At 38.1% G+C, this 19,286-nt stretch carries 20 protein-coding genes and 7 tRNA genes; 26 read left to right on the top strand and 1 reads right to left on the bottom strand.

Translation table 11 applies throughout. The features are described 5' to 3' along the window. Positions 1-5 precede the first annotated feature (5 nt). The 16 genes from H7N69_RS04730 to H7N69_RS04655 all read left to right on the top strand — a co-directional run bounded on the left by H7N69_RS04730 (position 6) and on the right by H7N69_RS04655 (position 14,000). A complete protein-coding gene (locus H7N69_RS04730; protein WP_000370680.1) occupies positions 6-710 on the top strand; it encodes a di-trans,poly-cis-decaprenylcistransferase in 705 nt (234 codons plus the stop codon). Beyond that, complete coding sequence (locus H7N69_RS04725) at positions 704-1,390, top strand: ABC transporter ATP-binding protein (RefSeq protein ID WP_000959650.1); 687 nt, start codon at positions 704-706, stop codon at positions 1,388-1,390. Before H7N69_RS04730 ends, H7N69_RS04725 begins: the two co-directional genes overlap by 7 nt. Before the next feature lie 449 nt (positions 1,391-1,839). Beyond that, positions 1,840-2,283, top strand: coding sequence for a hypothetical protein (locus tag H7N69_RS04720; RefSeq protein WP_033583607.1), 444 nt, complete (start codon positions 1,840-1,842; stop codon positions 2,281-2,283). A gap of 1 nt (position 2,284) precedes the next feature. Then, a complete protein-coding gene (locus H7N69_RS04715) occupies positions 2,285-2,629 on the top strand; it encodes a hypothetical protein (protein ID WP_187884949.1) in 345 nt (114 codons plus the stop codon). A 383-nt stretch (positions 2,630-3,012) separates the two neighbouring features. After that, entirely contained in the window at positions 3,013-4,287 is a 1,275-nt protein-coding gene (gene purD / locus H7N69_RS04710) for a phosphoribosylamine--glycine ligase (RefSeq protein WP_097722061.1), read from the top strand. Between the two features lie 48 nt (positions 4,288-4,335). Continuing rightward, entirely contained in the window at positions 4,336-4,815 is a 480-nt protein-coding gene (locus H7N69_RS04705) for an RDD family protein (protein WP_187858971.1), read from the top strand. Position 4,816: 1 nt separating this feature from the next. Next, entirely contained in the window at positions 4,817-7,078 is a 2,262-nt protein-coding gene (locus H7N69_RS04700) for an LPS-assembly protein LptD (protein WP_187884965.1), read from the top strand. 13 nt (positions 7,079-7,091) lie between these two features. Continuing rightward, positions 7,092-7,796 (top strand): phosphoribosyltransferase, encoded by a 705-nt coding sequence (locus tag H7N69_RS04695; RefSeq protein WP_001869148.1) that lies wholly within the window; start codon positions 7,092-7,094, stop codon positions 7,794-7,796. 2 nt (positions 7,797-7,798) lie between these two features. Beyond that, a complete protein-coding gene (locus tag H7N69_RS04690) occupies positions 7,799-9,865 on the top strand; it encodes a polyribonucleotide nucleotidyltransferase (RefSeq protein ID WP_187884948.1) in 2,067 nt (688 codons plus the stop codon). Between the two features lie 132 nt (positions 9,866-9,997). Further along, positions 9,998-10,315, top strand: coding sequence for a F0F1 ATP synthase subunit C (locus H7N69_RS04685; protein ID WP_000669961.1), 318 nt, complete (start codon positions 9,998-10,000; stop codon positions 10,313-10,315). 73 nt (positions 10,316-10,388) lie between these two features. Beyond that, positions 10,389-10,475: transfer RNA gene (locus tag H7N69_RS04680), tRNA-Leu, on the top strand. Positions 10,476-10,528: 53 nt separating this feature from the next. Continuing rightward, positions 10,529-10,615: transfer RNA gene (locus tag H7N69_RS04675), tRNA-Leu, on the top strand. A gap of 298 nt (positions 10,616-10,913) precedes the next feature. Then, the gene (gene cysE, locus H7N69_RS04670) at positions 10,914-11,429 is read left to right on the top strand and encodes a serine O-acetyltransferase (RefSeq protein ID WP_000886353.1); all 516 of its coding nucleotides are present in this window, start codon (positions 10,914-10,916) and stop codon (positions 11,427-11,429) included. A 219-nt stretch (positions 11,430-11,648) separates the two neighbouring features. Beyond that, complete coding sequence (locus tag H7N69_RS04665) at positions 11,649-11,828, top strand: IceA2 protein (protein WP_000301839.1); 180 nt, start codon at positions 11,649-11,651, stop codon at positions 11,826-11,828. Between the two features lie 326 nt (positions 11,829-12,154). Next, the gene (locus H7N69_RS04660) at positions 12,155-13,144 is read left to right on the top strand and encodes a DNA adenine methylase (RefSeq protein ID WP_187884947.1); all 990 of its coding nucleotides are present in this window, start codon (positions 12,155-12,157) and stop codon (positions 13,142-13,144) included. A 187-nt stretch (positions 13,145-13,331) separates the two neighbouring features. Then, positions 13,332-14,000, top strand: a complete 669-nt coding sequence (locus H7N69_RS04655) for an HAD family hydrolase (RefSeq protein WP_187884946.1) — start codon at positions 13,332-13,334, stop codon at positions 13,998-14,000. A gap of 10 nt (positions 14,001-14,010) precedes the next feature. Here the strand turns inward: H7N69_RS04655 and H7N69_RS04650 are convergent, their stop codons facing one another. After that, entirely contained in the window at positions 14,011-15,747 is a 1,737-nt protein-coding gene (locus H7N69_RS04650) for an ABC transporter ATP-binding protein/permease (protein WP_187884945.1), read from the bottom strand. Between the two features lie 186 nt (positions 15,748-15,933). On the opposite strand from H7N69_RS04650, the gene H7N69_RS04645 reads away from it, so the two are divergent. The 10 genes from H7N69_RS04645 (at position 15,934) to rplK (ending at position 19,273) form a co-directional block, all read left to right on the top strand. After that, a tRNA-Thr gene (locus H7N69_RS04645) sits at positions 15,934-16,009 on the top strand. A 27-nt stretch (positions 16,010-16,036) separates the two neighbouring features. Further along, positions 16,037-16,121: transfer RNA gene (locus H7N69_RS04640), tRNA-Tyr, on the top strand. Positions 16,122-16,137: 16 nt separating this feature from the next. Then, positions 16,138-16,214, top strand: a tRNA-Gly gene (locus H7N69_RS04635). Positions 16,215-16,243: 29 nt separating this feature from the next. Continuing rightward, positions 16,244-16,318, top strand: a tRNA-Thr gene (locus H7N69_RS04630). A gap of 126 nt (positions 16,319-16,444) precedes the next feature. Beyond that, positions 16,445-17,644 carry an elongation factor Tu gene (tuf, locus tag H7N69_RS04625; RefSeq protein WP_001040574.1) on the top strand — a complete coding sequence of 400 codons (1,200 nt, stop codon included), beginning with the start codon at positions 16,445-16,447 and terminating at the stop codon, positions 17,642-17,644. Between the two features lie 33 nt (positions 17,645-17,677). Then, positions 17,678-17,836 carry a 50S ribosomal protein L33 gene (gene rpmG / locus H7N69_RS04620; protein WP_000865159.1) on the top strand — a complete coding sequence of 53 codons (159 nt, stop codon included), beginning with the start codon at positions 17,678-17,680 and terminating at the stop codon, positions 17,834-17,836. A 39-nt stretch (positions 17,837-17,875) separates the two neighbouring features. After that, positions 17,876-17,951 (top strand) — tRNA-Trp (locus H7N69_RS04615). A 142-nt stretch (positions 17,952-18,093) separates the two neighbouring features. Beyond that, on the top strand, positions 18,094-18,273 hold the full coding sequence (secE, locus tag H7N69_RS04610; RefSeq protein ID WP_000362122.1) for a preprotein translocase subunit SecE: 180 nt from the start codon (positions 18,094-18,096) through the stop codon (positions 18,271-18,273). Between the two features lie 29 nt (positions 18,274-18,302). Further along, entirely contained in the window at positions 18,303-18,830 is a 528-nt protein-coding gene (gene nusG, locus H7N69_RS04605; protein ID WP_001846772.1) for a transcription termination/antitermination protein NusG, read from the top strand. A gap of 17 nt (positions 18,831-18,847) precedes the next feature. Further along, positions 18,848-19,273 carry a 50S ribosomal protein L11 gene (gene rplK / locus H7N69_RS04600; protein ID WP_001085997.1) on the top strand — a complete coding sequence of 142 codons (426 nt, stop codon included), beginning with the start codon at positions 18,848-18,850 and terminating at the stop codon, positions 19,271-19,273. The last annotated feature ends 13 nt before the right edge of the window (positions 19,274-19,286 follow it).

The following is a 19,286-nucleotide window of genomic DNA, read 5'->3' as shown; positions in this document are numbered from 1 at the left end:
AGGCATTGGATAACACTCTCAAACATCTTGCCATTATTATGGATGGTAATGGCAGGTGGGCTAAATTAAAGAATAAAGCTAGGGCTTATGGGCATAAAAAGGGCGTAAAAACCCTAAAAGACATTACGATTTGGTGCGCTAATCATAAATTAGAATGCTTGACTTTATACGCTTTTTCTACGGAAAATTGGAAACGCCCCAAAAGTGAAGTGGATTTTTTAATGAAAATGCTTAAAAAATACCTTAAAGATGAGCGATCCACTTATTTAAATAATAACATACGCTTCAGGGCGATAGGGGATTTAGAGGGCTTTTCTAAAGAATTACGAGACACGATTTTACGGCTTGAAAGTGATACCAGGCATTTTAAGGATTTTACGCAAGTTTTAGCCCTTAATTACGGATCTAAAAACGAACTTTCAAGGGCGTTTAAAAGTTTATTAGAAAGCCCGCCTAACAATATGGACCCTTTAGAAAGCTTAGAAAATGAAATCTCTCATCGTTTAGACACGCATGATTTGCCGGAAGTGGATTTGTTGTTACGGACAGGGGGGGAAATGCGCTTGTCTAATTTTTTATTGTGGCAGTCTAGTTATGCGGAATTGTTTTTCACGCCGATTTTATGGCCTGATTTCACCCCTAAAGATTTAGAAAACATCATTAGCGATTTTTATAAAAGAGTGCGCAAATTTGGGGAATTAAAATGCTAGTAGAAATAGAGAATTTGACTAAAACCTATGGGAGTTTAAAAGCGTTAGACAATATCAGTTTAAAACTACCCAAACAGCAATTTATAGGGCTTTTAGGCCCTAATGGGGCGGGTAAAACCACTCTGTTAAAGATTTTAGCCGGATTGAATTTGAACTATCAAGGGGAAGTGAAAATTTTAAATCAAAAGATCGGCATAGAGACGAAAAAAAGCGTGGCGTTTTTAAGCGATGGCGATTTTTTAGATCCTAAATTAACGCCTTTAAAAGCGATCGCTTTTTACAAGGATTTTTTCAGCGATTTTGATTCATCAAAAGCCCTAAATTTGTTAAAACGCTTCAGCGTGCCTTTAAAAAGAGAGTTTAAAGCCCTTTCAAAAGGCATGAGGGAAAAATTACAGCTGATTTTAACCCTATCACGAAACGCTTCTTTGTATCTTTTTGATGAGCCGGTGGCTGGGATTGACCCTATTGCAAGAGAAGAGATTTTTGAGTTAATCGCTAAGGAATTTAGCCAAAACGCAAGCTTGTTAGTTTCTACGCATTTGGTGGTGGATGTGGAAAAGTATTTAGACAGCGCGATTTTTTTAAAAGAAGCTAAAGTGGTGGCTTTTGGGGGTGTGGGAGAATTGAAAAAAGGGTATAGCAGTTTGGAAGCGGCGTATAAAGAAAGGTTGAAATAAATCAGTAAAGGATTTCCTATTGAGTGATAATATTTTAAGAAATACTAAAAGCGTTTTTTATAATAATATAAAAGATTTTGACGCTAGTTAAATGATAACTTCTTAAAAAAGCGCTCTTTAGGGTTAGGGGGTTTAGTTTGGGGTTGTAGGGGGAATGAGTTTTACTATTAAAAATAAGATCTAAAGTCATGTCTAATCATAACAGATGGCTTGATTGCTAAAGATTGTATTGTTGCAGATGAAGCCTAAGATTGAATTGCGAGTTATCGCTTTGTTGGTGGTGAGATCTTTAGAAAAAATCTTTTTAGTAATATTTATGTTGGGTTTTGGTTTCGTTGAGTTTAGGTTTCATTAAGTTTAATGGGGTATTAAAATTAGAGATGGTTAGAATTTTTGTCTTATTCTATTTTTGGTAGAATAATAATTTTTTACAATGGTTTCAGTATAAAATTGGCAAGCAACTAGATGAATTAGAAATTGAAGATTCTTTATGTCTTTCTTTATTCAAATCTCTTGAAAATTGTATTAAGTTTAAAAAACTTAGCAATATTGGATTAAAAGAAGCAGAAGTTAAAAGAGATGCTGAAATCTCAAGATGGCATACAGAACTTTTAAGAGAAAAAAATCTTAAAGAACAGCGTAGGCAAAAAGAAGAGCAAGAAAAAAAATCTCAAGAGAATTTTCAAAAGTTTTTAGAATTTTGCAAACAACAAAATCGTGTTCTTAAAAAATTTGATAACACCAATTTTTCATTTGAATGCGATGAACCGGCTACAAAAAAGCCCTTAAAAAACCCTACAAACAACATTATCAACTCCAATCATCAAAATACACAGCCACAAAACAACACTAAAATGTTTGATTATTTTGATAATCCTATGTTTAGGTATTGAAGTGAAAAAAGCGTTATCTATAACTAGCAAAATAACTCTTTGGTTATTAGCGCTTTTAAGTGTTTATGCTTTAGTGATCTTTGTTACACTTAAAGCTTATCATCAAGATAAAGGCTATAGGATTTTAACATTTGGAATGATTATAATGACAAAAGAAACCTATGAAGCCTATCTTGATACGAATATTAAACAATTGGAAGAGATAAGAAATCAAAAGCTTAACAAAGCATTAGAATTATGCAAACAATCAGGTCTTGTTCTCAGAAAGTTTGACGGAAAAAATTTTTCATTTGAATGCGATGAACCAAATCGATCTAATAACCCTAACGAAAAGGTGAATCCTTAGAATTTTAATTTTTCTAAAAGATTAAGAGCAAAAAATTAGAAATTCGAACGCAATTGAAACCTTACCGCCCATAGCCACGACTATAACTCCTTTCGTCGTCTATTTTTTGATTGTGTTTTTTATGCTGTATAGTTTTACATGGAATTTCTTTAAAATTTAAGTATAATTGTAAGCATCGCCTGGGTGATTTGCGTTTCTTATTTGATGGCAAGTTCGTTGAAAAAATAAGTTAGGCTAAGGTAGTGGTTTTTGTGTGATGGCATTTTTTTAAATCTGCCCCTAAGAAGATTCTCCTAGCCTTATTAGTGTAGGTTTGTTGAACTTATGCACATGTAAAAGTAGCGGTCATCTGGGTTTAAAAACAACCACATTTTAGGGAAGACATGAAAGATAACAATAACTATAATGTTTTAATTGTGGGGAATAAGGGGCGAGAGTATGCTTTGGCTCAAAGGCTTCAGCAAGATGAGCGAGTGAATGCTTTGTATTTTTGTTTGGGTAATGGTGGCACTCAAGATTTAGGCGAGAATCTGGAATGCGAACATTACGAGCATATCGTGGAATTAGCCCTGAAAAAACAGATCCATTTAGCCATCATTTCAGAAGAAGAGCTTTTGGTTTTAGGGCTTACAGAGATGCTAGAAAAAGCGGGTATTTTAGTGTTTGGGGCTTCTAAAGAAGCGGCTAAGTTAGAGGCTTCTAAAAGCTATATGAAAGCTTTTGTTAAAGAATGCGGTATCAAAAGCGCGTCTTACTTTGAAACAAACGACTTAAAAGAAGCTTTGAGTTACATTCAAAACGCTTCTTTCCCCTTAGTCATTAAAGCGTTGAATAAAAACACAAGCATTGTCCATCAACAAGAAGAAGCGTTAAAAATCCTTGAAGACGCTTTCAAACAAAGCAATGAGCCTGTGATCATAGAGCCTTTTTTAGAGGGGTTTGAGCTTTCAGTTACAGCGCTCATAGCCAATGATGATTTTATTTTGTTGCCCTTTTGCCAAAACTACAAACGCTTATTAGAGGGGGATAATGGGGTCAATACAGGGGGTATGGGGGCTATCGCTCCTGCAAACTTTTTCTCTAATGAATTAGAAGAGAAAATAAAAAATCATATCTTTAAACCCACTTTAGAGAAACTTCAGGCTGACAACACGCCTTTTAAAGGGGTTTTACTCGCTGAAATTGTAATCATAGAAGAAAAAGGCGTTTTAGAGCCGTATTTATTGGATTTTAGCGTGCGTTTTAAAGACATTGAATGCCAGACGATTTTACCCCTTGTAGAAAATCCGCTATTAGATTTGTTTTTAGCCACAGCCAAAGGGGAATTGCATTCTCTTGAGTTGGTGTTTTCTAAAGAATTTGTGATGAGTGTCGCGCTTGTTTCTAGGAATTACCCCACTAGCTCTTCGCCCAAACAAACCCTTTATATTGATCCGGTTGATGAAAAAAAGGGTCATTTGATTTTAGGGGAGGTGGAGCAGGATAATGGCGTGTTTGAAAGCAGTGGGGGGAGGGTGATCTTTGCCATTGGCAGAGGAAAATCCTTATTAGAAGCCAGAAACCATGCTTATGAAATCGCTCAAAAGGTGCATTTTGAAGGCATGTTTTATCGCAAGGATATTGGTTTTAAGGTGTTAGATTTGAAAGAATATTCTTAAAGGTTAAAGTTTAAGACAAACCAAAGAGTTTGTCTTGTTTGTTTTTGAATGCGCTCTCCAAACTTAGAAAAAGAAGAAACTGAAATCATAGAAACACTCCTTATGCGTGAAAAAATGCGTTTATGCCCCTTGTATTGGCGCATCTTAGCGTTTTTAACCGATGGTTTGTTGGTGGCGTTTTTATTGAGCGATCTTTTAAGGGCATGCGATTTTTTGCATTCTTTATATTGGCTAGCTAACCCCATTTATTACAGCGTGTTTGTCATAGTGAGTTTTATCATCTTGTATGGCGTTTATGAAATCTTTTTTGTGTGTTTGTGCAAGATGAGTTTGGCTAAACTGGTTTTTAGGATTAAAATCATTGATATTTATTTAGCAGATTGCCCCAGTAGGGCTATTTTATTGAAGCGTTTAGGGTTAAAGATCGTGGTTTTTCTATGCCCCTTTTTATGGTTTGTAGTGTTTAAAAACCCCTATCATAGGGCATGGCATGAAGAAAAAAGCAAAAGTCTTTTGGTGTTGTTTTAAAATGATTCGTTGGTTTTATGTGGTGTTTTTTTTGTTATTGAGCGTATCAGACGCTAAAGAAATCGCTATGCAACGATTTGACAAACAAAACCATAAGATTTTTGAAATCCTTGCGGATAAAGTGAGCGCCAAAGACAATGTGATAACCGCCTCAGGGAATGCGATCTTATTGAATTATGACGTGTATATTCTAGCGGACAAGGTGCGTTATGACACCAAAACTAAAGAAGCGTTATTAGAAGGCAATATCAAGGTTTATAGGGGCGAGGGTTTGCTCGTTAAAACCGATTATGTGAAATTGAGTTTGAATGAAAAATATGAGATCATTTTCCCCTTTTATGTCCAAGACAGCGTGAGCGGGATTTGGGTGAGCGCGGATATTGCTAGCGGGAAGGATCAAAAATATAAGATTAAAAACATGAGCGCTTCAGGGTGCAGCATTGACAACCCCATTTGGCATGTCAATGCGACTTCAGGTTCATTTAATATGCAAAAATCGCATTTGTCAATGTGGAATCCTAAGATTTATGTCGGCGATATTCCTATATTGTATTTGCCTTATATTTTCATGTCCACGAGCAACAAGCGCACCACTGGGTTTTTATACCCTGAGTTTGGCACTTCCAACTTAGACGGCTTTATTTATTTGCAACCCTTTTATTTAGCCCCCAAAAACTCATGGGACATGACCTTTACCCCACAAATCCGCTATAAAAGGGGTTTTGGCTTGAATTTTGAAGCGCGCTACATCAACTCTAAAGACGACAGGTTTTTATTCAATGCGCGCTATTTTAGGAATTACACCCAATACGTCAAACGCTACGATTTGAGAAATCAAAATATCTACGGGTTTGAATTTTTAAGCTCTAGCAGGGACACTTTACAAAAATACTTTCATCTTAAGTCTAATATTGACAACGGGCATTACATTGACTTTTTATACATGAACGATTTGGACTATGTGCGTTTTGAAAAGGTTAATAAGCGCATCACAGACGCCACGCACATGTCTAGGGCGAATTACTATTTGCAAACAGAAAACAATTATTACGGCTTGAATATCAAGTATTTTTTAAACCTGAATAAAATCAACAATAACCGCACTTTCCAATCTGTCCCTAATTTGCAATACCATAAATATTTAAATTCTTTGTATTTCAGGAATTTATTGTATTCAGTGGATTATCAGTTTAGAAACACCGCAAGAGAGATTGGCTATGGCTATGTGCAAAACGCTTTGAATGTGCCGGTGGGCTTGCAATTTTCTTTGTTTAAAAAGTATTTGTCTTTAGGGCTTTGGAATGATCTCCAACTATCTAATGTGGCTTTAATGCAATCTAAAAATTCCTTCGTGCCTACGATCCCTAATGAATCAAGAGAATTTGGAAACTTTGTGTCTTCGAATTTTTCCATGTATGTGAATACGGATTTGGCTAGAGAATACAACAAGCTTTTCCACACGATCCAATTGGAAGCGATTTTCAACATCCCTTATTACACCTTTAAGAATGGCTTATTTTCTCAAAACATGTATGCTTTAAGCGCGCAAGCTTTAAACAGCTACACTTCGCCTTTATTGAGAGATTACGATTATCAAGGGCGCTTGTATGACTCCGTGTGGAATCCTAATAGCATTTTACCTAGCGATGCGAGCAATAAAACGGTGAATTTAACCCTAACGCAATACCTTTATGGCTTAGGAGGGCAAGAGTTGTTGTATTTTAAAATATCGCAACTCATCAATCTTGACGATAAAGTTTCGCCCTTTAAAATGCCCCTAGAAAGCAAGATCGGGTTTTCGCCCTTAACGGGATTGAACATCTTTGGGAATGTCTTTTATTCGTTTTATCAAAACCGCCTAGAAGAAATCTCTGTGAACGCCAATTACCAACGCAAATTTTTAAGCTTTAACCTCTCTTATTTTTTAAGGAACAATTTTAGCAGTGGGATTAATAGCATTGTAGAAAATCCTGCGGATTATTTAAAGGCGGGTTTTAGCAACGATTTTGGGTATTTTTCCATGAGCGCGGATGTGGGTTATGATATTAAAAATAATGTGGTTTTAAGCTGGAATGTAGGGCTTTATAAAAAGATCCGTTGTTTTGGGATTGGCTTTCAATTCGTCAACCAACGACGCCCTATCCTCACCGGCGATCCCAACCAACCTATAAGAGTGTTTGAAAATAACTATGTTAAGCTAGAATTAGACTTTTCACCGATCACTAAAACCAATGTAACTTACCGCTCTTTACAGCGTAAGTAAAAAAGGAATAGATTTGAATACGGATTTTAGCCATATCACCGATATTGAGGGCATGCGTTTTATCAATGAAGAAGACGCTTTAAACAAATTGATTAATGAAATCCACACGCGCCACATTGATTTAAAAGATTCCATCATGCTCGCTTTGAGTTTTAACGCCTTGTATTTAGCTAACGCTTTAGCGCAAAAATTTGGGGCGACTTATGATATACTTTTTTTAGAACCTATCCTAGCCCCTTTAAACTCAAAATGCGAGATCGCTTTAGTGAGTGAGAGCATGGATATAGTGATGAATGAAAGTTTGATCAATTCCTTTGACATCACTTTAGACTATGTTTATGGGGAAGCCAAGCGAGCTTATGAAGAAGACATTTTGTCTCACATCTATCAGTATCGCAAAGGCAATGCGATCAAAAGCTTAAAAGATAAAAATATTTTTATCGTAGATAGGGGGATTGAAACCGGGTTTAGAGCAGGGTTAGGCGTGCAAACTTGCTTGAAAAAAGAATGCCAAGACATTTATATTTTAACTCCCATTCTCGCGCAAAATGTCGCTCAAGGCTTAGAAAGTTTGTGCGATGGGGTGATTAGCGTGTACCGCCCTGAATGTTTTGTCTCTGTGGAGCATCATTATAAAGAACTCAAGCGATTAAGCAATGAAGAAATTGAAAAATACTTGGGCGCTAACAACGCGCCCAATTTAAAAAAGGAACATTAAATATGGATTTTATCACCATCAACTCTGGTAACAGAACCGAAGAATTCGCTCTCAAACAAGTGGCCAAACAAGCCACTAGCTCTTTAATGTATCGCTTAGGAAAAACCCTTATTTTAGCGAGCGTGTGCGTAGAAAGAGAGCCTGTGAGTGAAGATTTTCTGCCTTTAGTGGTGCAGTTTTTAGAAAAATCGTATGCTGCCGGTAAAATTCCTGGCGGTTTTGTTAAAAGAGAAGGCAGAGCGCAAGATTTTGAAATCTTAACCTCTAGGCTCATAGATAGGACCTTACGCCCTTTATTCCCTAAAGATTACCGCTACCCTACGCAAATCACTTTAATGGTTTTAAGCCATGATATTGAAAACGATTTGCAAGTTTCTGCTTTAAACGCCGCTTCAGTCGCCCTCTTTTTAGCCCATATCGCTCCTATTAAAAGCGTGAGCGCTTGCAGGATCGCTAGGATGGATAACGAATTTATCATTAACCCTAGCGCAAGCCTTTTGAATCAATCCAGTTTGGATCTGTTCGTGTCCGGCACCAAAGAGAGTTTGAACATGATAGAAATGCGCTCTTTGGGGCAAAAATTAAACGCTTTAGAAGAGCCTTTAATGCTAAAAGCTTTAGAATTGGCTCAAAAAAGTTTGGAAGAAACCTGCACGCTTTATGAAGAGGCTTTCACGCCCTATCAAAACGAGCTGCTTTTTAAAGAAAGCCAAGGAATAATTTTTAATGAAAGGCTGTTGGATTTATTAACAAATCAGTATTTTGATGAAATCATCAAAGGCATTGAAAGCTCTGCTTTGAGCGAGCGAGAAAATGTTTTCAAAGAAGTGGCTAGAAAAATCAGTGAAGCCCACTCAGAATTCAGTTTAGAAGAAATTGAATTGTCTTTAGAGAAGGTGAAAAAAACTGAGATCAGACGCATGATCATTAAGGATAAGATTCGCCCAGATAAGCGCGCGTTAGAAGAAGTGCGGCCCATTTCAATAGAGAGTGATTTGCTCCCTATGGCGCACAGCTCCATTTTATTCACTAGGGGGCAAACTCAAAGCTTAGTGGTAGGGGTTTTAGGCACGGATAATGACGCTCAAACCCATGAGAGTTTGGAGCATAAAGCCCCTATCAAAGAGCGCTTCATGTTCCATTATAATTTCCCTCCTTTTTGCGTGGGCGAAGCGAGCTCTATTGGCGCGACTTCAAGGCGCGAATTAGGGCATGGGAATTTAGCTAAAAGAGCCTTAGAAACGAGCATTAAAAATAAAGAGCAGGTGATACGATTGGTTTCTGAGATTTTAGAAAGCAATGGTTCAAGCTCAATGGCGAGCGTGTGTGCAGGGTCTTTAGCCCTTTATGCAAGCGGTGTGGAAATTCATGATTTAGTCGCTGGGGTGGCTATGGGCATGGTGAGCGAAGGGCAAGATCACGCCATTTTAAGCGATATTAGCGGTTTAGAAGACGCCGAAGGCGATATGGACTTTAAGATTGCCGGGAATTTAGAAGGCATTACGGCTATGCAAATGGATACCAAAATGAGCGGTATCCAATTAGAGGTTTTATACCAAGCCTTACTCCAAGCCAAAAGAGCACGGAAACATATTTTAAAAATCATGCATGAAGCGAAAGAAAAGATCGTGATCAATTTTTCCCATTTGCCCACAACTGAAATTTTTAATGTCGCTCCAGATAAAATTGTAGAAATTATCGGTCAAGGGGGGCGTGTGATTAAAGAGATAGTAGAAAGGTTTGAGGTTAAGATTGATTTGAATAAACCGAGCGGTGAAGTGAAAATCATGGGGAATAAAGAGCGCGTTTTAAAAACTAAAGAATTTATTTTAAACTATTTGCATTCTTTAGATCAAGAATTGGAGCAATACGCTATTGATGAGGTGCTAGAAGCTCAAGTGAAACGAATCGTGGATTTTGGGGCGTTTTTAAGCTTGCCTAAGGGGGGCGAAGGCTTGTTAAGAAAACAAAACATGGACAGGTGTCAAGTGGTTTTAAAAGAAGGCGATAGTATCAGGTGTAGGGTGATTAGTTTCAATAAGGGTAAAATCGCTTTGGATTTGGCTTAAAATTTTTAAAAAGCGTTTTTAAAAGAGATTTTAAGCAAATTTAGATTAAAATGAGTCCTTGCTTGTATTTTTGAAAGTAGAGGAACGATTCGAAATGAAAATCAAGCCCAATTTTTGAAACGGAGTGCGAAAATGAAATTTTTAGCGTTATTTTTTCTGGCTTTAGCAGGCGTTGCTTTCGCTCATGATGGTGGCATGGGTGGGATGGATATGATTAAATCCTATTCTATCTTAGGGGCGATGATCGGTCTAGGGATTGCCGCTTTTGGTGGGGCGATCGGTATGGGGAATGCAGCCGCAGCGACCATTACAGGCACAGCGAGAAACCCAGGAGTGGGCGGTAAATTGCTCACAACCATGTTCGTGGCCATGGCGATGATTGAAGCGCAAGTGATTTATACTTTAGTCTTTGCTATTATCGCTATTTATAGTAACCCATTCTTAAGTTAAGGGTTTTTGATGAGCTAAATTATTGCTTAAAAAGCATGATTTAGCTATAATATTTGCTTGTTTTGAATTTTTAGCACTGGTGGTGGAATTGGTAGACACGCCATCTTGAGGGGGTGGTGAGAGCAATCTCGTGCGAGTTCGAGTCTCGCCCAGTGCACCATTAAGTTTTTTTAAGGAATAAGTTGGTATAATCTCACTCTTTGCTCTATACACGCCGAAGTGGTGGAATTGGTAGACACGCTAGACTCAAAATCTGGTGGGAGCAATCCCGTGTCGGTTCGAGTCCGACCTTCGGCACCATTAATAGTAATCTTTTTCAATCTGCTTTTTATCTTTTTCGTTTAAAATAGTTTTATCCCAAATAAATGCCAAATCAATGTGGATTAGTGGGTTCTTTAAACCTTTTTTAAAGGGTTGTTAATAGAATTTGAAAAAATTAAAAAAGAGAGCGTTTTACTCTATTGATTTTACTCCATTAAAAGGAGCGTGAGTTTGGGTATAATAGCAAGAAAAATTTGTATCAAGTTTTATTGGAATAGATGAGAAAAATCTGCTTAAGTCATGTTGATCCAAATATATTTTAACCGGAGACTCTGTCATGCTAGATCTGTCTTATAGCCTGGAGCGTGTCTTGCAAGAAGACCCGGCAGCTAGGAATAAGTGGGAGGTTCTTTTGCTTTATCCGGGCATTCATGCGCTGCTTTGTTACCGCCTAGCGCATGCGTTGCACAAGCGGAGGTTTTACTTCATCGCTCGCGCGCTTTCTCAGTTAGCGCGTTTTATCACTGGGATAGAAATCCATCCGGGTGCTAAGATTGGGAGGGGGCTTTTTATCGATCATGGCATGGGTGTGGTGATTGGCGAGACCACAGAGATTGGAGATGATGTTACCATTTATCATGGCGTAACTTTGGGTGGCACGGGCAAGTTCAAGGGCAAGCGCCACCCTACTTTAGGCAATCGTGTGGTAGTGGGGGCAGGGGCTAAGGTCTTGGGTGCGATTTATGTGGGCGATGATGTGAGGATTGGGGCTAATGCGGTGGTGCTTTCAGATTTACCCACGGGTTCTACGGCTGTAGGCGCTAAAGCTAAAACCATCACAAAGGATCGTTAATTCTAGACAAGCGGTTGGAGTTTGTGCCATGTGGGTTATTTTGAGGTAAATTGATCAATGAGACTGATTTTATGAGAGTTAAGCGAGTTTGTTTTTAAGTTATTCTTTAGGGATTTTGCGATCAAATACTTAGGTTATGTTTATCTGTTAGTTAGACTATAGACTAGATTGGTAGTTTGGCGTTGGATATATCACAATTTATATTTTAGGAGGTTTATAATGGCGGTTGTAATTAAAGTCGTTAATGGCAAAATACAGGAATATGAGAATGGTAACTATAAGAGAACTTATGGTAGTAACGCTGTTAATGTGCAAGTTTCAGGTGGTGTAGTGGCTGTAACCACATCAAAGGGTAAAGTGGAAGAATATAAGAATGGTAGTTATAAAAGAACCTACTAGAAAATAGGGCAATAGCGGCAAAAGCTTTGATGCATTCAGCTAGTAGGGGGTGTCGCTGTTTTTCTAGTGGTGTTTTAATGAGCAGTTGCGATAGAAAAAGTCTTTGTTTATAATAGGGGGTTGTTTCGTTGTTTTAATGAAGCGATTGGTAGGGCGTGCGGTATTAAAAAACGATCATTGTTTCACATAGGATTGATTGGTTGGTTTTAGGATTATTTTAATCGTGGGGGTTAAGACTTATTCATAATCAAGTTATGTTACAATACATAAAATTTAACTTTAATAATAGCCATACCATTTTTAAAGAAGCATACAAACACAGATCAATGAACTACATCGGCTCTAAATACAAGCTCATTCCCTTTATTAAGGAAAATATCCATGCGGTTGTAGGGGACAACCTTTCTGGTGCGATTTTTTGTGATTTATTCGCTGGGACGGGCATTGTGGGGCGTGCGTTTAAAAAAGCTGTTAATAAGATCATCTCTAATGATTTGGAATATTATAGCTTTGTTTTGAATCAAAATTATATCGGCAACATTCAAGAAATCCCTAATCAAGAAGAGCTTATTAATGGGCTCAATAGCGTTGCTTTAAAAAAGGGTTTTATTTATTCGCATTATTCTTTAGGGGGGAGTTCAAGGCAGTATTTTAGCGAAACAAACGCTCAAAAAATTGATGCGATGCGTTTAAAAATTGAAGAGCTTAAGCTTTTTCAAAATATTGATAATTGCGCGTATTATTTTTTGCTCGCATCACTATTAGAGAGCGCGGACAAGGTGGCTAACACCGCTTCAGTTTATGGGGCTTTTTTAAAACGCCTTAAAAAAAGCGCTCAAAAAGAACTCATCTTAAAAGGCGCTCATTTTGATTTGAGTTTAAACGCTAATGAAGTGTATCAGCAGGATTCTAATGATTTGATTGGAAAGATTTCAGGGGATATTTTGTATTTAGACCCCCCTTACAATGCGAGACAATACGGGGCGAATTACCATTTATTAAACACGATTGCTATTTATACACCCTTTGATCCAAAAGGCAAAACCGGCTTGCCTAATTACCAGAAATCCTCTTTTTGCTCTCGTTCTCAAATCTTAAACGCTTTTGAAGACTTGATCAAAAAAGCGCGATTCAAATATATTTTTTTAAGCTATAACAATGAAGGGCTTATGAGCGAGACAGAGATTAAAAATATCTTAAAAAAATACGGCACTTACTCCTTAATGACCAAAACTTACATGCGTTTTAAAGCGGATAACAAACGCGCCCATAAAGCCACGCACACCAAAGAGTGTTTGCATGTTCTTATCAAATAAGAGTTAAAATAACCCAACCTTTAAAAACGAGCTTTAAGTTAAAAGTCTAAAGAGCGTTAGAGTTTTAAATAAGGCTTTAACGGGCAGTATTTGATTAAAACCAATCCAAACACTTCAATGATGGCAAAAATGATCGCTTAAATAAGGTAAAATGAAACCAAAATAAGCCTATAAAAAAGGGGAAATCATGGCGCTTGAAGTGGTTTTATGGGATTTTGATGGCGTGATTTTTGACAGCATGCATTTAAAATACGAAGGGTTTAAGGCGTTGTTTCAAAAGCATGGCAACGATAGTAAAGAGGGTTTGAAACAATTTGAAGTTTATCACTATCAAAGTGGGGGGATTTCAAGGAATGAAAAAATCCAATATTTTTATAATGAGATTTTAAAAACCCCTATCGCTCAAGAAGAAATAGATGCATTAGCCCTAGAGTTTGGCGCTATTATAGAACAAAAGCTTTTTGATAGGAGGCATTTGAACAGCGAAGTGATGGCGTTTATTGATAAGCATTATCAAAATTATATTTTTCATATCGCTTCAGCGGCCTTGCATAGCGAATTGCAAGTGTTGTGCGAGTTTTTAGGGATCATTAAGTATTTTAAGAGCGTTGAAGGGAGTCCGCCTAATAAACCCAAAATCATTGCTAATATCATTCAAAAATACGCCTATGACCCAAGCCGCATGCTAATGATAGGCGATAGCGTCAATGATTATGAAAGCGCTAAGGCTAATAAAGTGGCGTTTTTGGGTTACAACAGCAAGGTTTTGAAAAATTTAGTGGGGCAAGATGGCTATCAGGGGAAGTATTTAGAGAGCTTTAAGGGGTTTGATTTGCAAAACTTCAAGCAAGAGTAAAGCCAACTGATTAGCCGAGATTGTCTTTGTGTTGGCTCATGTCAATGATGACTTCACAGCGTTCAATCGTGCTTAAGCGGTGGGCGATAACGATTAGGGTTTTATTTTTAGCGATTTGATAGATTTCATCCATGATTTTACTCTCGGTTTCATTGTCTAAGGCTGAAGTGGCTTCATCTAAAACCAAAATTTCAGGGTTATCGTATAAGGCTCTTGCAATGCCTATGCGCTGTTTTTGACCGCCGCTAAGCTTAGCGCCCCCTTCGCCCACTTGGGTTTTAAGGCCCTCATGCTCGCATAAAAAATCATAAATATGAGCCATTTTGCACACCTTAATCAAGCGTTTTTCATCTATAGCGCTCCCAAAAGCGATATTATCCCCCACAGTGCCATCAAAAAGGTAAATATTTTGGGGGATATAGCCTATTTTTTTACGCCATGAGCGCCTGTTTTCGTTGGTTAAAAGGGTGTTATCAATAAAAATTTCCCCACTTTTAGGGTAGGTAAGCCCCATAATAATATCCGCCAGCGTGGATTTCCCGCACCCGCTATGGCCTATGAGAGCGACTTTTTGACCTTTTTGAATGGTGAGGTTAAAATTTTTTAAAACCGGGTGTTTTGACTTATAAGCGAATGAGATGTTTTGAAGAGTGATTTTTTCATTAAAGTCTAAAGGGACTAAATCCTCTTCAACGATGGTTTTAGAAAGGCTTTTAAAAACAATGTTAGTCGCAAGCTGGTTGTAAGCGATTTCATTATACTGATTCAAAACGCCAGTAACAGAAGGGAGCGTGCGATAAAGCGCTAGAGCATACATAGAAATGGTAGGAAGCACCATTTTAGCTTCGCCGTATTTGAATAAAATGTAAGCGACCGCTAAAATCAACAAACTAAAACCCACCGTTTCTAATGAATACCTGGGGACCACTTGTAAAGTGGCGTAAATGATCTCAGTGTCATGGGCTTTACGGCTATTTTCTCCAAAAAGCTTGTGGGCTTCTTCGTGGTTGTCTTTGAGTTTAGTGATTTTGAAATTGCTGAAAAATTTGGAAAAAACTTTAAGCGTTTGCGCCCTAGATTTTGCCGCTATCTCGCCCTTTTTTTGAATAAGAACGGTGATTTTTTTAGTGATAATAAAAATTTGTATAGAGATGATTAGAGTGAATACAAGCGTTAACTTCCAGTTAGTGATTAATAGCGTGGAATAGAAAAAAACGATCACGGTTAATTCGGTGAGTAGATTCAAAAAAGCGTTAAAGCTCATAAACATGCCATCCGCTTTATTATTGATAATATCTCTTAAAGAATCCAAGTTGTGGTTAAGGTGGGAGAGATAGTTGCTTTTAATGTGCTGTAAAAAAAGTTGTTGCTTGACTTGATAAGCTTTCTTATTGGAAAAACGCCCTTTCAAATAAGTGAAAGACACCCCATAAAACATCCTGAACAAATAAATCCCAACCAAGCAAAAACTAAAGAAATACATAAGACGAACGGGAGATGAAAAATGGAAAAAATCATAGACCATTTTCCAATCTTTATCGTCTAAAGCCCTATTAGGATCGGAAGCGAGAGTGATAAAAGGCATCAGGAGGGTTAGGGACATCACTTCCACAAAAGAAGAAAAAACAGCCATCAGCACAAGCAGGAAAAAAACCATTTTTTCCTTGAAAGTGATGAGCATGTAGATTTGCTTTAAAGAACGCAAAAAGTATTTTAAAGTAGAAATTTTATGTTTTTTTTTCGCCATAATTTAAGTGTCCATAAATTCTTTTATATGTAATAAGCTTTGAGCTGTGTTAAGCCAAATTGAGCTAGATTATAGCTAAATTTTAACCATGCTCTGTGCCATACGAATAATTTAGCTTTCTGTCATCATTTCTTGACAAGTCAAGTATAAAACTGCTATAATCCCAAGTCTTTGATTATTTTAGTTGCTGGCTTAGCTCAGTTGGTAGAGCAGCTGCCTTGTAAGCAGCAGGTCGGGGGTTCAAGTCCCTTAGCCAGCTCCAGTTAAAATGTTATTTTGTAAAGTTTTTGGTGAGATACTCAAGTGGCCAACGAGGGCAGACTGTAAATCTGCTGACTATGTCTTCCGTGGTTCGAATCCACGTCTCACCACCATTTTGTTTTTTTAGATGCGGGAATAGCTCAGTTGGCTAGAGCATCAGCCTTCCAAGCTGAGGGTCGCGGGTTCGAGTCCCGTTTCCCGCTCCATTTTAGGATAACATTTTAGTTTTTGAGACGCCTATATAGCTCAGAGGCAGAGCACTTCCTTGGTAAGGAAGAGGTCGGCGGTTCAATTCCGCTTATAGGCTCCAGTTTATAATCTCTTGAATGGCGATAAGACAAAAATGTCTTAAATTTTGTGGTAGCATTTAGGAATACTTAGGATTTTGTTTAGTATAATTCTAAAATCCATTTCAAAAAATTAAGGAGAAATACAAATGGCAAAAGAAAAGTTTAACAGAACTAAGCCGCATGTTAATATTGGAACCATTGGGCATGTAGACCATGGTAAAACGACTTTGAGTGCAGCGATTTCAGCGGTGCTTTCTTTGAAAGGTCTTGCAGAAATGAAAGACTATGATAATATTGATAACGCCCCTGAAGAAAAAGAAAGAGGGATCACTATCGCTACTTCTCACATTGAATATGAGACTGAAAACAGACACTATGCACATGTGGATTGCCCAGGACACGCTGACTATGTAAAAAACATGATCACCGGTGCGGCGCAAATGGACGGAGCGATTTTGGTTGTTTCTGCAGCTGATGGTCCTATGCCTCAAACCAGAGAGCATATCTTATTGTCTCGTCAAGTAGGCGTGCCTCACATCGTTGTTTTCTTAAACAAACAAGACATGGTAGATGACCAAGAATTGTTAGAGCTTGTAGAAATGGAAGTACGCGAATTGTTGAGCGCGTATGAATTCCCTGGCGATGACACTCCTATCATAGCGGGTTCAGCTTTAAGAGCTTTAGAAGAAGCAAAGGCTGGTAATGTGGGTGAATGGGGTGAAAAAGTGCTTAAGCTCATGGCTGAAGTGGATGCCTATATCCCTACTCCAGAAAGAGACACTGAAAAAACTTTCTTGATGCCGGTTGAAGATGTGTTCTCTATTGCGGGTAGAGGGACTGTAGTTACAGGTAGGATTGAAAGAGGCGTGGTGAAAGTAGGCGATGAAGTGGAAATCGTTGGTATCAGACCTACACAAAAAACGACTGTAACCGGTGTAGAAATGTTTAGGAAAGAGTTGGAAAAAGGTGAAGCCGGCGATAATGTGGGCGTGCTTTTGAGAGGAACTAAAAAAGAAGAAGTAGAACGCGGTATGGTTCTATGCAAACCAGGTTCTATCACTCCGCACAAGAAATTTGAGGGAGAAATTTATGTCCTTTCTAAAGAAGAAGGCGGGAGACACACTCCATTCTTCACCAATTACCGCCCGCAATTCTATGTGCGCACGACTGATGTGACTGGCTCTATCACCCTTCCTGAAGGCGTAGAAATGGTTATGCCTGGCGATAATGTTAAAATCACTGTAGAGTTGATTAGCCCTGTTGCGTTAGAGTTGGGAACTAAATTTGCGATTCGTGAAGGCGGTAGGACCGTTGGTGCTGGTGTTGTGAGCAATATTATTGAATAATATTAGCAAAGAGAGTTACCATAAAGGGTCATTATGAAAGTTAAAATAGGGTTGAAGTGTTCTGATTGTGAAGACATCAATTACAGCACAACCAAGAACGCTAAAACTAACACCGAAAAACTGGAGCTTAAGAAGTTCTGCCCAAGGGAAAACAAACACACTCTTCATAAAGAAATCAAATTGAAGAGCTAGTTCTTTCTTTTGTGTTGTGATTTAAAAGGAGGGGAGGTTAGGTCAGTAGCTCCAATGGTAGAGCGTCGGTCTCCAAAACCGGTTGTTGGGGGTTCGAGTCCCTCCTGGCCTGCCATCTACTAATTTATTCTATCAAATTTTTGTTTCAATTGGATTGTTTTTGAATTTTTTAATTTTAGTTTAAGCTATTTTGGATAAAATTGAAAATTCTTTTAATGTATAAATGTATGAAGTTTAAGTGAGGGCGAAAAGAAACTATGGATAAATGGCTCATGCAATATAAATTAGCTAGAGAAGAGCTTTCTAAAGTGATATTTCCTATTAAGGAGCAGATACGCAACGCGCTTGTTTCTGTTTTGGTGGTGGTGAGTGCTATCACGCTGTTTTTAGCTTTGTTGGATTTTTTTCTGGGGGCTTTTGTCTCTAGTGTTCTATAGGTTGGTGGCTTTAAATAAGGAGAATAATGATGGATTGGTATGCTATACAAACTTATTCAGGGAGCGAGCAGTCCGTTAAGAAAGCGATTGAGAATCTAGCGAATGACCATAATATAAGAGATAGGATACAAGAGATCATTGTACCTACTGAAGATATTATAGAGGTTTCTAAAAAAAGCAAGACGAAAGTAACGGAACGAAGCCTTTATCCTGGGTATGTTTTTATTAAGGTGGATTTAGATACGGTTTTGTGGCATAAGATACAATCTTTGCCAAGAGTGAGCCGTTTTATTGGAGAAAATAAAAAGCCAACCCCATTGAGTGAAGCGGATATTGGGCATATTCTAGAAAAAATGAATAACCGAGCAGCCCCCAAGCCAAAAATCTTTTTTGAGCAAGGCGAAGTGGTGCGCGTGGTGGAAGGCCCTTTTGCGAACTTTACCGCTACGGTGGAAGAGTATGATGTGGAGCACCGCAAACTCAAGCTCAATGTTTCTATTTTTGGTAGGAACACTCCAATAGAGATTTTGCATTCGCAAGTGGAAAAAATTATATAACTTTTTAAGGAGAAAACATGGCTAAAAAAGTAGTCGGAGAAATCAAACTTCAAATCCCTGCCGGTAAGGCAAACCCTTCACCTCCCGTAGGGCCAGCGTTGGGCCAAAGAGGGGTTAATATCATGGAATTTTGTAAGGCTTTTAATGAGAGAACTAAAGACATGGGGAGTTTTAATATCCCAGTGATTATCACGGTTTATCAAGACAAAAGTTTTACTTTCATCACTAAAAAGCCTCCGGTAACGGATTTGATCAAAAAAGCTTCTGGGGTTGAAAAAGGTTCTGACAACCCGCTCAAAAATAAGATCGCAAAGCTCACCCACAAGCAAGTGGAAGAGATTGCACAATTGAAAATGGAAGATTTAAACACAAGCACCATGGAAGCGGCCAAAAAAATCGTTATGGGTAGCGCTAGGAGCATGGGCGTAGAAGTTGTGGATTAATTGGGTTTTGTTG

The sequence above is a fragment of the Helicobacter pylori genome, assembly GCF_014497725.1.
In the GTDB taxonomy this organism is placed as follows: Bacteria; Campylobacterota; Campylobacteria; order Campylobacterales; family Helicobacteraceae; genus Helicobacter; species Helicobacter pylori_DE.
This window is presented reverse-complemented; position numbering and strand designations above follow the sequence as displayed.

Coding starts and splice junctions, on each gene's coding strand:
- H7N69_RS04725 (WP_000959650.1), top strand. CDS start 704: ATGCTAGTAGAAATAGAGAATTTGACTAAAACCTATGGGAGTTTAAAA.
- purD (WP_097722061.1), top strand. CDS start 3,013: ATGAAAGATAACAATAACTATAATGTTTTAATTGTGGGGAATAAGGGG.
- H7N69_RS04705 (WP_187858971.1), top strand. CDS start 4,336: ATGCGCTCTCCAAACTTAGAAAAAGAAGAAACTGAAATCATAGAAACA.
- H7N69_RS04700 (WP_187884965.1), top strand. CDS start 4,817: ATGATTCGTTGGTTTTATGTGGTGTTTTTTTTGTTATTGAGCGTATCA.
- H7N69_RS04690 (WP_187884948.1), top strand. CDS start 7,799: ATGGATTTTATCACCATCAACTCTGGTAACAGAACCGAAGAATTCGCT.
- H7N69_RS04685 (WP_000669961.1), top strand. CDS start 9,998: ATGAAATTTTTAGCGTTATTTTTTCTGGCTTTAGCAGGCGTTGCTTTC.
- cysE (WP_000886353.1), top strand. CDS start 10,914: ATGCTAGATCTGTCTTATAGCCTGGAGCGTGTCTTGCAAGAAGACCCG.
- H7N69_RS04665 (WP_000301839.1), top strand. CDS start 11,649: ATGGCGGTTGTAATTAAAGTCGTTAATGGCAAAATACAGGAATATGAG.
- H7N69_RS04660 (WP_187884947.1), top strand. CDS start 12,155: ATGAACTACATCGGCTCTAAATACAAGCTCATTCCCTTTATTAAGGAA.
- H7N69_RS04655 (WP_187884946.1), top strand. CDS start 13,332: ATGGCGCTTGAAGTGGTTTTATGGGATTTTGATGGCGTGATTTTTGAC.
- H7N69_RS04650 (WP_187884945.1), bottom strand. CDS start 15,747: ATGGCGAAAAAAAAACATAAAATTTCTACTTTAAAATACTTTTTGCGT.
- tuf (WP_001040574.1), top strand. CDS start 16,445: ATGGCAAAAGAAAAGTTTAACAGAACTAAGCCGCATGTTAATATTGGA.
- rpmG (WP_000865159.1), top strand. CDS start 17,678: ATGAAAGTTAAAATAGGGTTGAAGTGTTCTGATTGTGAAGACATCAAT.
- secE (WP_000362122.1), top strand. CDS start 18,094: ATGGATAAATGGCTCATGCAATATAAATTAGCTAGAGAAGAGCTTTCT.
- nusG (WP_001846772.1), top strand. CDS start 18,303: ATGGATTGGTATGCTATACAAACTTATTCAGGGAGCGAGCAGTCCGTT.
- rplK (WP_001085997.1), top strand. CDS start 18,848: ATGGCTAAAAAAGTAGTCGGAGAAATCAAACTTCAAATCCCTGCCGGT.